General features: G+C 43.6%; 15 protein-coding genes and 2 pseudogenes. 10 read left to right on the top strand and 7 right to left on the bottom strand.

The window, feature by feature from the left end; genetic code table 11:
* The gene (locus tag PAENI_RS12970) at positions 1 to 1,185 is read right to left on the bottom strand and encodes a MerR family transcriptional regulator (RefSeq protein WP_149645514.1); all 1,185 of its coding nucleotides are present in this window, start codon (positions 1,183 to 1,185) and stop codon (positions 1 to 3) included.
* Positions 1,186 to 1,412: 227 nt separating this feature from the next.
* Between PAENI_RS12970 and PAENI_RS12965 the strand changes: the two genes are divergently transcribed.
* The 4 genes and pseudogenes from PAENI_RS12965 (at position 1,413) to PAENI_RS12955 (ending at position 2,980) form a co-directional block, all read left to right on the top strand.
* Positions 1,413 to 1,697, top strand: a complete 285-nt coding sequence (locus tag PAENI_RS12965; RefSeq protein WP_076285007.1) for an alpha/beta-type small acid-soluble spore protein — start codon at positions 1,413 to 1,415, stop codon at positions 1,695 to 1,697.
* A gap of 192 nt (positions 1,698 to 1,889) precedes the next feature.
* A pseudogene (locus tag PAENI_RS32955) lies at positions 1,890 to 2,072 on the top strand (YiaA/YiaB family inner membrane protein); the annotation flags it as partial.
* A 57-nt stretch (positions 2,073 to 2,129) separates the two neighbouring features.
* Positions 2,130 to 2,366: a YiaA/YiaB family inner membrane protein gene (locus tag PAENI_RS32950; protein WP_306035596.1), complete on the top strand. Its 237-nt coding sequence runs from the start codon at positions 2,130 to 2,132 to the stop codon at positions 2,364 to 2,366.
* A 26-nt stretch (positions 2,367 to 2,392) separates the two neighbouring features.
* Positions 2,393 to 2,980, top strand: coding sequence for a DUF1349 domain-containing protein (locus PAENI_RS12955; RefSeq protein WP_149645513.1), 588 nt, complete (start codon positions 2,393 to 2,395; stop codon positions 2,978 to 2,980).
* A 97-nt stretch (positions 2,981 to 3,077) separates the two neighbouring features.
* Here PAENI_RS12955 and PAENI_RS12950 read toward each other — a convergent pair whose 3' ends face one another.
* Positions 3,078 to 3,680, bottom strand: coding sequence for a TetR/AcrR family transcriptional regulator (locus PAENI_RS12950; protein ID WP_149645512.1), 603 nt, complete (start codon positions 3,678 to 3,680; stop codon positions 3,078 to 3,080).
* Between the two features lie 136 nt (positions 3,681 to 3,816).
* On the opposite strand from PAENI_RS12950, the gene PAENI_RS12945 reads away from it, so the two are divergent.
* The 3 genes and pseudogenes from PAENI_RS12945 to PAENI_RS12935 all read left to right on the top strand — a co-directional run bounded on the left by PAENI_RS12945 (position 3,817) and on the right by PAENI_RS12935 (position 6,983).
* Positions 3,817 to 5,079, top strand: coding sequence for an MFS transporter (locus tag PAENI_RS12945; RefSeq protein WP_149645511.1), 1,263 nt, complete (start codon positions 3,817 to 3,819; stop codon positions 5,077 to 5,079).
* 133 nt (positions 5,080 to 5,212) lie between these two features.
* Positions 5,213 to 5,797: a spore coat protein gene (locus PAENI_RS12940; protein WP_262495596.1), complete on the top strand. Its 585-nt coding sequence runs from the start codon at positions 5,213 to 5,215 to the stop codon at positions 5,795 to 5,797.
* Between the two features lie 143 nt (positions 5,798 to 5,940).
* A pseudogene (locus tag PAENI_RS12935) lies at positions 5,941 to 6,983 on the top strand (amino acid permease).
* Between the two features lie 4 nt (positions 6,984 to 6,987).
* On the opposite strand, the gene PAENI_RS12930 reads toward PAENI_RS12935, so the two are convergent.
* The 5 genes from PAENI_RS12930 to PAENI_RS12910 all read right to left on the bottom strand — a co-directional run bounded on the left by PAENI_RS12930 (position 6,988) and on the right by PAENI_RS12910 (position 11,412).
* On the bottom strand, positions 6,988 to 7,761 hold the full coding sequence (locus PAENI_RS12930; protein ID WP_149645510.1) for a YqcI/YcgG family protein: 774 nt from the start codon (positions 7,759 to 7,761) through the stop codon (positions 6,988 to 6,990).
* Positions 7,762 to 7,853: 92 nt separating this feature from the next.
* Positions 7,854 to 8,480 carry a LysE family transporter gene (locus tag PAENI_RS12925; RefSeq protein WP_149645509.1) on the bottom strand — a complete coding sequence of 209 codons (627 nt, stop codon included), beginning with the start codon at positions 8,478 to 8,480 and terminating at the stop codon, positions 7,854 to 7,856.
* Between the two features lie 92 nt (positions 8,481 to 8,572).
* Positions 8,573 to 9,163, bottom strand: a complete 591-nt coding sequence (locus tag PAENI_RS12920) for a DUF1989 domain-containing protein (RefSeq protein ID WP_149645508.1) — start codon at positions 9,161 to 9,163, stop codon at positions 8,573 to 8,575.
* A gap of 148 nt (positions 9,164 to 9,311) precedes the next feature.
* Positions 9,312 to 10,700, bottom strand: coding sequence for a sensor histidine kinase (locus PAENI_RS12915; RefSeq protein WP_149645507.1), 1,389 nt, complete (start codon positions 10,698 to 10,700; stop codon positions 9,312 to 9,314).
* Position 10,701: 1 nt separating this feature from the next.
* The gene (locus PAENI_RS12910; protein ID WP_149645506.1) at positions 10,702 to 11,412 is read right to left on the bottom strand and encodes a response regulator transcription factor; all 711 of its coding nucleotides are present in this window, start codon (positions 11,410 to 11,412) and stop codon (positions 10,702 to 10,704) included.
* 146 nt (positions 11,413 to 11,558) lie between these two features.
* Between PAENI_RS12910 and PAENI_RS12905 the strand changes: the two genes are divergently transcribed.
* From PAENI_RS12905 to PAENI_RS12895, 3 genes are read left to right on the top strand one after another with little or no spacing between them, the layout of a single operon-like run.
* The gene (locus PAENI_RS12905; RefSeq protein WP_149645505.1) at positions 11,559 to 12,455 is read left to right on the top strand and encodes a carbohydrate ABC transporter permease; all 897 of its coding nucleotides are present in this window, start codon (positions 11,559 to 11,561) and stop codon (positions 12,453 to 12,455) included.
* A 14-nt stretch (positions 12,456 to 12,469) separates the two neighbouring features.
* On the top strand, positions 12,470 to 13,327 hold the full coding sequence (locus PAENI_RS12900; protein ID WP_149645504.1) for a carbohydrate ABC transporter permease: 858 nt from the start codon (positions 12,470 to 12,472) through the stop codon (positions 13,325 to 13,327).
* A 10-nt stretch (positions 13,328 to 13,337) separates the two neighbouring features.
* Positions 13,338 to 14,447, top strand: a complete 1,110-nt coding sequence (locus tag PAENI_RS12895) for an efflux RND transporter periplasmic adaptor subunit (protein ID WP_149645503.1) — start codon at positions 13,338 to 13,340, stop codon at positions 14,445 to 14,447.
* The last annotated feature ends 1 nt before the right edge of the window (position 14,448 follow it).

Raw genomic sequence — 14,448 nt, 5'->3', positions numbered from 1 at the left:
TCATTTCCTCCCTAGGAAAATCCCATTTTCTTTAGTCATTTCGAGGGCTCCATTCTCCTGTAGAAGCCGATTGACGTGTTTTCGAAATTCGTCTATAGCCGCACCGACAAGTCGCTCTTTTGCGTTCATCGGGGTCGATATCATATATTCAATCAGGGGTTCAGCTTCGTCGACTAACAGACGGTCGTCGTAACGTAGTAACCGAAGATCGGAGAAGCAAGAAGACAGCAGGTCTCCTCCGTTACCCAGATTAAATCGTTTAATAGCTTGATCCAATACATGAAGGTCGGGGTCAAACGAGACCGCCAAGTGTTCAATCTCTTGTAGGTGTTGAGTGCTCATTGTAGAGGTGCATATTATACCCCCTCGCTTTAGTACGCGGTGTATCTCGTAGATCGCTTTAGCGATGTCCGGCACGTGATACAGCATGTTGTTAGCGATAACCACATCGAAATGCTCATCGTGAAAGGGGATTTGTTGCGCGTCAACAGATAAGAGCTTAAACTGTGAACTTTTACTTCCTAAGCGGCAACGTGCTTCTTCTACCATCCCGCTCGAAATATCAGTAAGTGTGATGCGCCAGCTGCTTGGAATTCGTTCGGCGTTTCTTATCCAAAAGGTCCCATCGCCGCCACCTAACTCTAGAATGTGGGCTCCAGGGTGCACCTCCAGTTGTTCAAACACCCAATTATGCCAGCCTTGCGGATTTGTACTGAACTTGTCATAAAGATGTATCCGCGTTTGCAAGCGGCTCGCCGTCCGATACTGTTCCCCCCAATCTTGCTTACTCTGCAAGGTTTGAATAACATTTGCTAAGTGGTTCCAATCAGACCGATTGACCGACATTTGCATAGCATCTCGTATTGCATGAACTACATGCTCCGTATGAGTGATTTTTCTCTGTAGAACATCGAGCTGTGCTTGTAATGAATGTCTGATCTCCCCTATGGATAGCGACTCTGCATCTAAGATGTCTTTTATTTCTTGAAGTGATAGCCCTAAGTATTTCAACGTTTGAATTTGCTGCAATTTTTCTAGGTCTTTCATGTTATAAGATCTTATCGATCCCGCGTGATGATCTTCTGGAATTAGAAGCCCAATCTGATCGTAATATCGCAATGTCCTGACCGTTATTCCTGTACGCTTTGCAAGCTGCCCTGTCGTTAAATAGTTCTCTTTGTACATCCTTTCTCACATCCAATCGATTGCTCCAGCGTGTTGTTCTCAGTTAGTATAGCAGGTGACGTAACGTCACCTTCAAGCAAAATTTATGCATAAGAAACAGAGGGCAAGCACCCTGACAGCAGTTGGCCTTTCAGCGCCCTCTTGGAAATAATCGGAGCAAATCAACAGGGGTGGAGGTTCCGATTTTCGGGCATGTTACTTAAAACATGTTTAGGAGGGGATAAGGGATGTCCAGAAGAAACAGGAAATATGCCGTGCCGGGAGTCAATCGCGGCATGCAAACGTTTAAAGCCGAGGTGATGCGGCGCGAGGGTTATGATGTAGATCCGGAGCGGCCTGATGATGTGAAATATGAAGTCGCAAAAGAACTAGGTATCCCATTAGAACACGGTGAGAATGGACATTTGAGTACAGAATCAGTGGGTCAGATTGGTGGAAAAATTGGTGGATCGATGGTCCGCGAGATGATTCGTCTTGCGCAGCAGCAATTGGTGGATCAGGAAAGGGAGTAGCATTTTTTCTAAATCATAAAGTTGCAGAAAATGTAGGAGGCGGCTTTAGTCCTGAATTGCCTGGGACTGAGACCGTTTTCTTTGCGTTTTCCCAAAACAACCTAATTAATGGTAGAATTTTACCGATGTTCCACGGTATAGTGAAGAAGGTTATAACGCCATTCAATTCTGTATTGGGAGAGGAATCGTCGGATGAATCAGAGGTATCGTAAACGCAACACAGCTGCTTTCACAGGGGTATCGTATTTTGCATTGGCTGCAGGTCTTTTTCTATTCTGTTTGGGGGTGTACAACGACGATTGGGAATTGAACGTGAAAGGGTATTATTTGCTTTGCATGGTGTTAATTACGATTAGCTGTATCGTTGTGCAAAAGGTCGTTAGAGACAATTCAGAGGATAAAGAAATTAAGCTAGAAAATCCGAAACACAGGATGAGAAATACAGGGGCTTTCACAATTATGGCTTTTGCAGGCTTGGTTATTGGGTATGTAATGTTCTTTATTGGTCTGTACAATGCTCCATTTCAATTGAATGTAAAGGGGTATTATATAGCTGTTATTCTGTTGATTTCATATAGCGCCGTTGGCGTTCAGAAAGTGACGAGAGATAACGCGGAGGACAAAGAGATTCTCGCCGAGCAAGATGCCAGAAGGGACATTCAAGGGTAAAGAGGACCTAGATAAGGAGCAGTGAGATGAACTTTTTAAAAGAAAATCTTTTTTGGCAGTATCCAGTAAGCACTTTTTCTATTACAGATGAGAAGATTGAAATTGTAACTGAGCCTAATACTGATTTTTGGCAACGTACCTATTATGGATTCAGAAATGATACTGCACCTGCGCTGCTAATGAGGACTGACGAGAAATACTTTTCTTTAATAGTGAAAACTGATTTTGACAGCGCTCATAGATTTGACCAGTGTGGAGTCATTATTTATCAGGACAGTGACAATTGGTTCAAGGCATCGATTGAATATGAGAATGAAGAATATCAAAGATTGGGTAGTGTAGTTACGAATCACGGATATTCGGATTGGGCAACAACAGATATCGACGCAACAATAAAAACAATGTATTACAGATTAAGTCGGCGTGAGAGTGACTTCTGTGTTGAAAATTCTCTTGATGGGATTACATTTAAGCAGATGCGTATTTTTCATTTGTTTGAAGGGAGTGAGCATATCAACTTTGGTTTATATGCTTGTAGCCCAGAGGATTCGTCATTTAAAGCAACATTTACAGAAATAGAAATCACAGAATGTCAGTGGTTGGAACATAAATAAAGTTAAGGAACTAAGAATAAGCTAAAGGAGCCTCGTGAGTAGTGACGAAGCTCCTTTTTATTTTAAAATCTTTGTATTTAAAAAAGTTTTGAATGAACTAACTAGGTTCGCGTAGGCACTCTTTTTTTAAATAAGCAGCAAAGCTCTTGATATTCATCCGTATATGCCGATTATTGCCCTCGAGCTTACTCATCATGATGCCGCCTTCCATGATGGAAAGGGAGAAGGTAGCTAGTGCCTCAATGTCGAGATCCGCTTTGAATTCACCACTTTGTACACCTTCAGAAATGATTTTCTTTTTGGATTCCAGTGTGCCTATAAGGGCTTGCTGGGCTTTTTCACGTAAGCCTGGATGACTGTCGTCGCTTTCAATAGCCGTGTTGAGGAGCGGGCACCCCCCAATAAAGGGTGGCGCTTCAACTACTTTCTCGTACACATGTAAATAAGCTAATAGCTTGCCAGAGGCCGTTTCTTGCTGACTAATGGCATGAGCTAGTTGGGCCCCCACAATACTACCCGCATAGCTAAAGGCTTCATATGCAATCTCATCCTTACTTGAAAAATGACGATAAATGCCACCTTTCTTAATGCCTGTCAATTCAGTTATATCAGATAAGGATGAGCCCGAATATCCTTTCTGGTTAAACAGTTCAGCGGCTTTAGCTATGATGTAATTGCGAGTCTTCTCACCCTTTTCCATTGTCATCCTCCGTCCTTAATTGTATATGTACACGTAGTATATCAAATGAAATTATTCTGTTGCAAAAAAAAGCATCTATGCTATTATAAAAGATACCAATCGGTATCTTTTATAATAGACAGGGGTGGAAACCATAATGGAAACGACATGGTTTAAGGAATCCAGGTATGCATGGATTGGATTAGGATCTCTCTGGGTTATTGGATTTATTGGTGCATTGACTCGCTTCAGCTTGTCTTTTTTTCAGGTGCAAATATCGACGGATTTACAGATTAGCAGGGGATTCATCTCAATGGCATGGTCCACCAATTTATTCATCGTAGCCGTATGCGCGCCTTTGGGGGGCTGGCTCGTGGATCGTTATGGCACAAAGAAGATACTAATGTTAAGTGCAATCATGAGTACTTTGGGTACTGGTATTGTCGTGTTAGGCCACCATCCTATTGTCTTTTTTATTGGATACGGTGTTATCTCTGGTTTAGCAGGTATTGGGGCGACGACGAATTATATATTGATGTTTGAATGGTTTCGGCATCATCGGGCTAAAGCAATGGCCTTGCTGGCGAGTGCCTCTTCTGTAGGATTAGCGATTATTACACCCATTTTCGTATCCATGGACTGGCTGACTTGGAAAAACGCCTTTATGGCTTCTTTTATCCTAGGTGTTTGTGTAACACTTCCCGTAATTTGGTTAGGAATTAAGAGTTCACAACAGAAAAATACGGAGAGAGCTCCTTCGGATCGTTCAATAGAAGTCGAAGGTCAAGATACATCACCTAGAGTAACTCCACCGTCGAAGAAATTTATTTCTCTTCCTATTTTTGTCGTAGTCGCGATTGCGCTGTTCACCTGCGGTATCAATATGGGATCCGTCGAGATGAATTTGGTAGCCATACATCAGTTGGCAGTTGTATCACCAAGCATGATCGCCTTATCTATGAGCATCCTTGGTATTATGGAAATCACGGGGGCACTCATTTGCGGCTATTTTCTGGACCGATACAATAAATTAATGATGATGTCTCTATTGTATGGCATTCGTATTATAGGTTTTGCTTTCCTCTTTATGCACTTGGGAAGTTCACCTATTCTTTTTGCTATAGCGTTCGGAATTACCTACTTAAGTGCATTACCAGGTGGAATGCTTGTCATTAATGAGTTTGCAAAGGGTAAAGGAAAACATACCGGTGTTCTACTTCTCATGCACCAGGGCGGCGGTATAGTAGGTGTATTAATCGGAGGCCTATCCTTCGATTATTTTGGGAATTATCAGAACTTAATTGTAGTTGATGTTATAATCTGTATCCTCGTAACGCTAGGGTACTTCGGATTATTCACGACACATAGAAGGAATCTTCGGATTCAAAATAAGAAGGTTGCAGTAAGTGAGGCACTTTGACTTAGATATGGAGGGATGTAAATATAACTGCGTGCATAATTGGCTATCTTGTCCTTCATATTATAGAGGGTACTCATCTAAGAACAAAGGAGAATATAATTTGCAGCAGCAACCACAGTTAGGAAGTATAACGATGGGCGGACAGCAGCTAGGTCACGGCGCCCACGAAATGTTCGATGTGCACGAGGTATTGTCCTGCCAGATCAATTTACTGGACCAGTTCATGATGTTCAGAACCTTTGTACAGGATCAAGAGCTACTGTCTATCTTGGATCGGCAGTACAATTTCATGCTGGATCAGTACAACTTGACCTGCCAATGCTTTAAGACAGGGCAAAAGCCAAGCCAGGAAACGGCTACCTATCTTATCCCGAATATGACACAGCCGGTTTACGGCCTCCAACCGGCCCCGCCCAAGAAGCCTAACTCGTCACTGGCGGATGTGAAAGATGCGGGCGTCAGCGGGTATATGCTGGGTCTAATCAAATCCCATGCCTCACTGCTGGCCATGTCTTCACCGGAAGTGACGAACCCAGCGCTGCGTCGGGTGCTGGCTTCACAGGTGCAGCATTTTATTGAAATGGGATATGAGTTGTTCCTTTATCAGAACAAACATGCCTATTATCAGGTTCCGCAGCTTCAGGTTTCAGTAATACAGCAGATGCTGGATGCCTATGTTCCCGCTGTCGGATCTCCTCAGATGCCCGTAAATAACTAGGGCGCTGACCATTCTAACTGTAGAAGACCCGACTCGCTTGTTGTTGAACAGGAAGTCGGGTCTTCTTTTGCCTGCCTAAGCCTATACCAGAATAAAATAACACCCGATAACGCATAGTAACACCAGACGGAGGGGATATACATATGGGTACTCCAACTGGCAAGCTACCTTGGTGGCAGCTTACTTTATTTGGTGTAGGCTGCACGATTGGCACGGGATTCTTTCTTGGTTCCAGCATCGCTATCCGTAAGAGCGGATTATTGGTGTTGGTTATTTTTGTGTTGGCGGCTGTGGCAACTCTGTTCGTCTATGAGGCGCTGGCCCAAATGACTATACAGAATCCTCAAAAGGGCTCTTTTCGTAGTTATGCCAAAGAGGCTTTTGGCCGCTGGGCCGGGTTTGGCATGGGCTGGATCTATTGGTGTTCAGAAATTCTAATACTTGGCAGTACCTTGACTGCTTTGGGCCTGTTCTCGCGGGTCTGGTTTCCGAGTTGGCCGCTTTGGATTTTCACTGCCATTTATGCCGTGCTAGGTCTGCTGGTCATTATTCTAGGTAGCCAGGGGATTAACAAAGCGGAAAATCTATTCGCCATGATCAAAATCGCCGCGGTACTGATGTTCATCGTGGTCGCCATGGTTGCCCTTTTGAGAGGGAGGGGGAACTTGAAGCGATGGGACTACCTATTTTTGTATATGTACTGAATGGGGTAATGATCGTGGCCGGGTTCTCTATCTTAGTGGCTTCATTGTATGCGGTCTCGACTATGCTGGTAACCTTGGCCGAGGATAAAGATGCTCCTTCTTGGCTGGCGGTGACCAAAGGAAAAAGGAAGATGCCGCTCTACGCGCTTGGTATTAATATGCTGGGTCTCTGCGTGACAATTGTACTGAGCTTGTTTCTGCCAAAGCAAATTTTTGAGCATATCACCACGGCGGCCGGTCTAGTTATTTTGTACACATGGCTATTTATCCTTGCCTCTTTCCTTAAGTTATTGAGACCAAAGATGGGCGGTTGGATTAGATCCATGGTCGCTATGGCGCTGATCATTACTGCCGTGGCAGGTACACTTTTTGAAAAAGGGGGCCGTCCCGGCTTCTGGTCCAGCCTTCTGATCATCTGTGTCATTGCGTTGATTACCTGGTTTAGGGAGCACCTCTTGAAAAAACGCGGACAAACCTCATAAGCGCTTAAGAGTGAAATTTAATTCCTATTGCTTTGAACTTGTTCTTCATATAAGTATATGGACATTTAGACGGCGCACTTTCGTCATCTCGCAGAAAATATTGCTTCCATTCCAGACTGTCCTCCTGCCCATACCATTGAAGGGAAGGATGTGCGGGAACACTGTCGTAGTCAGCGAGCTTCTTGCGGATCTGCTTCTTCATATTGCGGCCAAATGCGGTAGAATCATTAATATTCTCGAACACCCAACGCGGCTGAAAAGCAATGAAAAAATAAGGGGTATGGCGGCTTCTCCGCAGCTCATGTGCCGGGGTTGCGCAGAACGCGAAATATGGGTGCCCATCAAAGCAGAACTCCCAAGAAGGATGGGAGGGATCTGTAGAAATTTCATTCGGCCAAGGCACCGTGTCTACCGCGCTGACGCGGCCCAGAATGGACCAGAATAAATTCTCATATTCCTCAATGGAGAAACCTTCCGCCAAATCTTCCGGAGTTTCAAAAAATAGAACAAGGGAAGCATATTTGCCGGTATCCCGCGAGCATTCCCCATATTGACGAAGTAATTGTGCGACCTCTATTGCAGACTCTTCACTTCGTGGATCAGCTACGAAGCCAAAACGCAAATGATTGGACAGAAATCCCTGACGTCCTGGAATACAGGGATATTTGCCTTCGGGATCTGCAATCATAGATGTAAATTGACGAAAAGCATCCTGCTGCCAGTACGGCAGCTCAGCCAGATGTTCATCCAGCCAGACCTTTGTGTTCAAATGGGCCATCCAAAAACACCCTCCTCGTTAAGTTCAAAACATCCTATGCGAAGGGAGGGGGATAGGTGAAGGCCTAGGAAAGCTCTTGCTGGTTGAACCTATTAGCCAAACAACTGTATAAATGCCTGAGAACCGAAGTAGATGCCAAAACCAAGAAGGCAAATCCCCGCGGCAAGGGAAATGAACCGGAGCATAGAAGGGCCGGTGAACCGATGAAAGAAGCTAGACAGCATCGCCATCACTACATCCCAGAGTAGGATACCGACAAAAATACCCATGCTGTTCCACAGCACCTGATCGAAATGTTGATTTTCTATGCTTTTGGCCAGAATGGAGCCGTAGATACCTAACCAGAACAGAATGCTGAGTGGGTTCATTAGTGCCATCAAAAAGCCTGAACGGAAGGCGCTAGTGCCGGTCTGTGCACCTCGTGAGGCGGATCCAGGCACGGCATTGATATTTTTCAAAGTGTCAATTCCGATATAAAGGAGAACGAAGCTGCCAAATGTCCACAGGAAGGTTTTCATAAACGGGGTATTCAGAAAGTGGGCTAGTCCAAAATAAATGAGTAGCATATACACTAAATCCGCACACATAGCCCCCAGTCCGATCATCCAGGATTGGAAGAATCCCATCCGCGCTCCCCGGTCGAGCTGGGCTGCATTGATGGGACCAATCGGTGCAGATAACGAAATGCCGAGTACTATATAGGTAATAAAGCTATTCATGGTCATCGCTCCTTGAAGGAGATGTTAACTTATACAAGTCATTCTATTCAAGAAGTAGGTAAGTTAGAAGACGAACCTCTTTGCGACATACTCTAAAGGATCTCCACGGCAATCGGTGTACATTTATACCCGTTGCAGACACTTTCGGAGCAGGGACAAGCCGATATGGCAATGATCAGATCCATCTCAGCCCGCAACTCAATATAATCCCCGGCTTTAGAAAGCGGTCGCTCCACGCTGACTTTTCCAGAAGGATCAATGACAGTATTCATAAAAAGGTTAAACGTATAATGCTGATCGGGAGCGGGCAGGCCAAACTCCTCCAGCGCCTCATTCAGGTTATTGTAGCAGCTGGCGTGATCCTTTTTGTTATACAGCACCTCATACATCTCGGGACGGCAGGCAGAGTTAATGAAATCATGGCGGCCCACAGTATCCTTAATAATCGTAAGCAGTGGTCTGTATTGGTTGGAATAGAGGATGTCCCCCGGAAGAACATTCATCTTGCCTAGAGCATCTATCGTCACACCAGGGTCGATTCGCTCATTAGGGCGAACGGCGTTATAAGCAGCGAAATCTGCTACCTGCTTTCCTTCTACATCGGTTACCCGGACGATCTGCCCTTTGTCCAACTTGAAGCCCAATCCCTTGGTTGCTGGAATCAGCCATTGTTGTTCGCTCATCAGTACTCTCCTTCGGGATAGTCATAGTCTGTGAGGGTTAGTATGGCTCTTTGCCAAAAAAGTCATACAAAGTATAGAGCTGTCTGGCGGCATCATAGAAAGAGTTCGTATTCGATTTGATGACAGTCTTTGAGGATCAGAATGACATTTATTTTGAAGGAAAACTCATTCGAAAGATAGCTCCACCCTGCTCTCCGTTATGAGCGGATATAGTACCGTCGCACCGTTCAACAATTGCACGTGAAATGGCGAGTCCAAGTCCCGTTTCTCCATTCTTACCTTTAATAAAACGCTGAAATAGCTGAGGCAGTAATTGATCAGGAATACCTTGACCATCATCAATGACATCAATCTGCACTTGTCCATCCCGCTCCGAAATTTCTATATCCACGGCTTGTGATGCATGTCTGATCGCATTGCTCATAATATTTAGTACTGCTTGTAAGAGTTTTTCTGAATCTCCATGAATATGAAGTTTTCTCGGGTTATCTACCTCGTAATTTATTTTGATGTCAACTCTCTCATTTATAGCTAATGGACGTATTCGATCGGCGGTTTTATCGATTAATTGTTCTACTGACACTTCTTCTTGATCAAAAATACCATCTTCACTTTCAAGCTTGGCTAACAAGATCATCTCTGTAACAATTCCCTTAAGTCGTTCACATTCGCTTGAGATGACATCAAGACCATTGTCAGCACGATCCCCGGTGAAAATACCATCTCGGATTCCCTCAGCATAACCTTGAATCGTCATTAGTGGGGTCTTAAGTTCATGAGAAGCATTCTGGAAAAATTGTCTTTGAGCATGATGGTATTGTTTAAGTTCTCCTGCGAGATGATGGACACTTTGGGCTACCTCACCAATTTCCCCGCCAGTTTGAATGAGCTGCACCTCATCGAATTGGCGTTTTTCAACTTTTTTGAGCTCAAGCTTTAATTTCTCAAGAGGAGTAACGAGACGTTTGGTAATAAATAAACTTAGGCCAAAGGCAATAATGCCCCCAATCACCATAATGAACATCATTCTTGTAAAAAGCTCTGATTGATATGATTTCACTTTGCTTAGCGGTGTAGACAAGACAAGGGTGGCTGCGGTTACAGCACTAGCTGGATCAAGATTCTGTGGATTAGAAGTTAAGGTCTCAACAATATATTTCTCCTGTCCATTTTCCCATAAACCCGGCTGATTGTGACTTGAGTGCTGTTCAATGAGCGGTAGCCATGTCTGTGTCTGCGCTTCAGTCATTGTACTAAATAATATATTACGATTCGGCTCTATGAGTAACGCATCGACGGATCTATTAATTTCTTGAGCCGGCTGTACGATAGCTGCTGCTGACTGAGAAGGTGTTAGGTCTTGAACAGGTAACGAATTGACCAACTCCATCATTGCACTGCCTTGTGATCTTAGCTCTTCTCTTTGATTATTGATTAGTGTGTCCATTAGTAGAGGATAAACGAATGTAGCTGTAAGCACGAGTACGCATACCAGTAATATTCCAAATGATAAATGAAGCTTATAGATTAGTTTCATGTTATGTCTTCACTCCATCCACGCGCATTCGATAACCATAGCCCCAAACGGTTTCAAGAGGCAGGTCTTCCATTTTACGACGAAGTCTTTTGACTAAATCGTCAATTGCCCGATCGCTACCGAAATAGTCATCCCCCCACACTAATGTTAACAACTCATTGCGAGAAAAAGCACGATTCGGTTGCGCTGCTAAGGTATGAAGCAATGAAAATTCCTTCACCGTCATTTCAATTTCTTTAGACCTCCAGTAAACCAGACGACTGTCTAATACTAGACGAAGCTCATCGATGATGAGGTCGTTTGATTTAGAAGAGACTATACTCTGTTCTGATCTTTCTGCAAGGGAGTTAAGCCGATGGAATAAACGATTTACTCGTGCGACCAGCTCACGTGGGCTGAAAGGCTTAGTTAAATAATCATCGCTTCCAAGCTCAAGTCCAAGTATCTTATCTACTTCCTCATCACGAGCAGAGATCATAATAATAGGAACTTCGGCTTCCTTGCGAATTTGTTTGCAGAATTCATAGCCATTCATACCTGGAAGCATGATGTCTAGAATCCACATATCCGGGCGCTCTGTGTTCCATAACATGAGCGCTTCTTCTGCTGAACCTAACGATAGGGTGCTATAGCCTTCCTTCTGTAAATAATTCTCAACGATATCTCTTATATGACAATCATCTTCAACGATTGCGATTTGATAGTTCTTCATCAACAGACCTCCTGACCAATACATCTATTATTCTAACAAAGTTGTCCTTTCAAGCGGGCTTTTCCATACTTTTTCCACAATTGCTCCAAATTAATACCGAAGCTGATCTATAGAATAGTTATTTGTACGGTAAACATGTTGCTTGTATGGAACAAGCTCGAAAGGGGGTTGAGGCTGTGAGAATTTCATATTTGGCTCGCAAGGAGATTCTTGTAGCGTTCTGCTTTCTTGCTCCCAGTTTGATCGGGTTTGCGCTATTTTATTTGATTCCGTTTGGTCAAAGTGTTGTATTTTCATTTGAGAATCCAAGTGGTGAGGCAGGGTTATCGTTTGCCAATTATCAGAGCCTATTAGCTAGCTCGTCCTTTCAAAAGGCGGCAGGGAATACATTCTGGTTCACAATAATTGGTGTTCCGATCCTTATTCTGTTGTCACTTGCTCTTGCCATGCAGCTTAACAAACGAGTCTACCTTCGGAATTGGCTGCGTACCTCTTATGTACTGCCACTGGTTGTTCCAGTAGCGTCAATTGTGCTCGTATGGCAGATCCTATTCGACTGGAATGGTTTTTTCAATCATGCATTAGAGTGGATTGGAATTGAGCGGATCGATTGGATGAAATCAGAGTGGGCGCAAGGGGTCATTATTTTTATCTATGTATGGAAAAACATTGGCTATAATGTGGTTCTATTCTTGGCTGGACTGCAAAATATCCCAGATCAATATTATGAGATAGCAAACCTGGAAGGTGCAAGCTGGGCTCGTAAGCACCAGATCACCTTGATTTATTTAATACCGACAGGATTTTTAGTGATGCTGATGTCGATTCTAAACTCATTCAAGGTATTTCGGGAAATTTATTTAGTTGCGGGTGACTATCCTCATGACAGTATCTATATGCTTCAGCACTATATGAACAATATGTTCTTATCGCTCGATATTCAGAAGCTGTCGGCTGCAGCTTTCTTAATGGTGCTCTGCATTTTAGTCATTGTCTTGATGCTCTTCCGAGTTGAACATAAGTTCCGTTCATTTATGGAGTAAAGGGAGGGGTGTAGATGAACAAGAAACCGATAAGAACACTGCTACTTACTATTTTCTTAGCCGTAATCGCGCTGGTAATGCTATTTCCAGTTGTACTCACAATGGTAAGCTCCTTGATGACGGAGAAGGAAATTATGCTGAATTACGGCATGTTAGGTAATACACAGATGAACGATTTTGTGAATTTGAAGCTGATTCCAGATTGGGTTTCGCTGGAGCAATTTTATAAGGTGCTTATTTCAACCTCGCAATTTCTTCGTATGTTTTGGAATTCTGTATTTATGGTGTTTCCAATCATTATAGGCCAGGTCGTGGTGGCAACATTAGCGGCATTTGCATTTGCCAAGCTGCGATTTCCTGGCAGAGAGCCCTTATTTATTGTGTATCTGATCACGATGCTCATGCCGTTCCAGGTCACGCTTGTGCCGAACTATATCATGTCCGATCGACTAGGGCTGATTAATAGTCCAAGCTCCATTATTTTACCAGGGATATTTGCGGCGTTTGGTGTGTTCCTGCTCAGACAATTTATGCTCCAAATTCCAACGGCATATATGGAAGCAGCCCAAATGGATGGGGCGGGTTATTTTCGATCCTTTATCAGGATTGTCCTGCCTATGGTTAAACCTGGAATGGCAGCGCTTGTTGTTCTGCTGTTTGCAGATTACTGGAATATGGTGGAGCAGCCCCTGATCTTTCTGCAGGATGCCAATTTGCAGCCCTTGTCCATTTTTCTATCTCGTCTACAGGAAGATGCGCTTGGGGTATCCTTTGCGGCTGCAGTCTTGTATATGACGCCTATGATTCTCTTGTTTCTTTTGGCGGAACGGTATTTTATTGAGGGTATAGAGCTTTCTGGAATTAAAGGATAGGGGAAATGAGATGACAAGCACATCTAAGCGACAACGATTAACGGCTGCTTTGTTTGTATTGTTCTTTGCGATATTGGCTGGCCTGACTTTCTTTAGCAGCACACTCGAAACGATGACGCTGCCCAAAGTAGTTACGGAGAAACTTACCTCGAAATCATTAGTTCATCAGTTTAAAGGGAGTGGAGTCTTAACACCTCGAAAGCAGGTGGATTTGTTGAATGAGACTGGCTCAAAAATTGTGAAGGTACATGTAAAAGAGAATGATGAGGTTAAGAAGGGGCAAAAGCTCGTGACATTTGATAGCTCTGATCTGGATGAGCAGATCTATCAAGAGGAAACGGCGCTGAAGAAACAACAGTTAAATCGGGAGATTCTGGAGGAGGATATGCTTAATGCTTTGATAGATGGTGATGAGCAGGTGATTGCCAAGGCAGAGCGAGCTCTTGAACTGGATAATATGGATCTTGAACTGGCGCAAAGAAAGATGAATAAGCTGCGCAAAGATAAAGCGGATAAACAGACACTGACAGCCCCCTTTGATGGAAAAGTCACAAAGATTACAGCAGAGGATAGTATGAATGCTTCACAAGGGGGGACAATCCTGACCTTAATGGATAGTGATAAGGGCTTCGAGTTTTCATTTGCTGTCGAGTCGGATAATACGGCATTATTCGAGATTGGATCTAAGGTTTCTGTTCGATTGCAGAAAGACAATACACTGGTTAACGGTGTAATTGAAGAGATTAAAGCTGCATCCCAAGAGAGCAGTGAAGAAGATTCATCCGATAAATCCAGTTATCAGGTTGTCGTTTCTGTCTCCGATGATGGTATTAAAGGTGGCGAACAAGTCAGTCTGGATATAAAGAAGGAGTCAAATGAAAAAGGTTATGTGTTACCAAAGAAATGGGTTCATAAAGATACAACAGGGAGCTATGTCTTTGTAATTGATGAGAAGAAAAGCTCACTCGGCAATACGTTTAATGCACGCAAGGCTTATATTGTAACGGGTGATTCAACCGAAGATGAGATTGTAGTTGTGAGCGGCTTAAGTCCTGATGATGAGATCATTATTGAATCAAGTGAACCACTTCAGGAAGGTAATCGAATCCGAGTATATTGAA

Origin of the sequence: Paenibacillus sp. B2(2019) (genome assembly GCF_008370385.1) — a bacterium.
GTDB lineage: Bacteria > Bacillota > Bacilli > Paenibacillales > Paenibacillaceae > Paenibacillus_AQ.
Note: the sequence above shows the minus strand (reverse complement) of the source record. Positions and strands in the feature narration are given on the sequence as shown.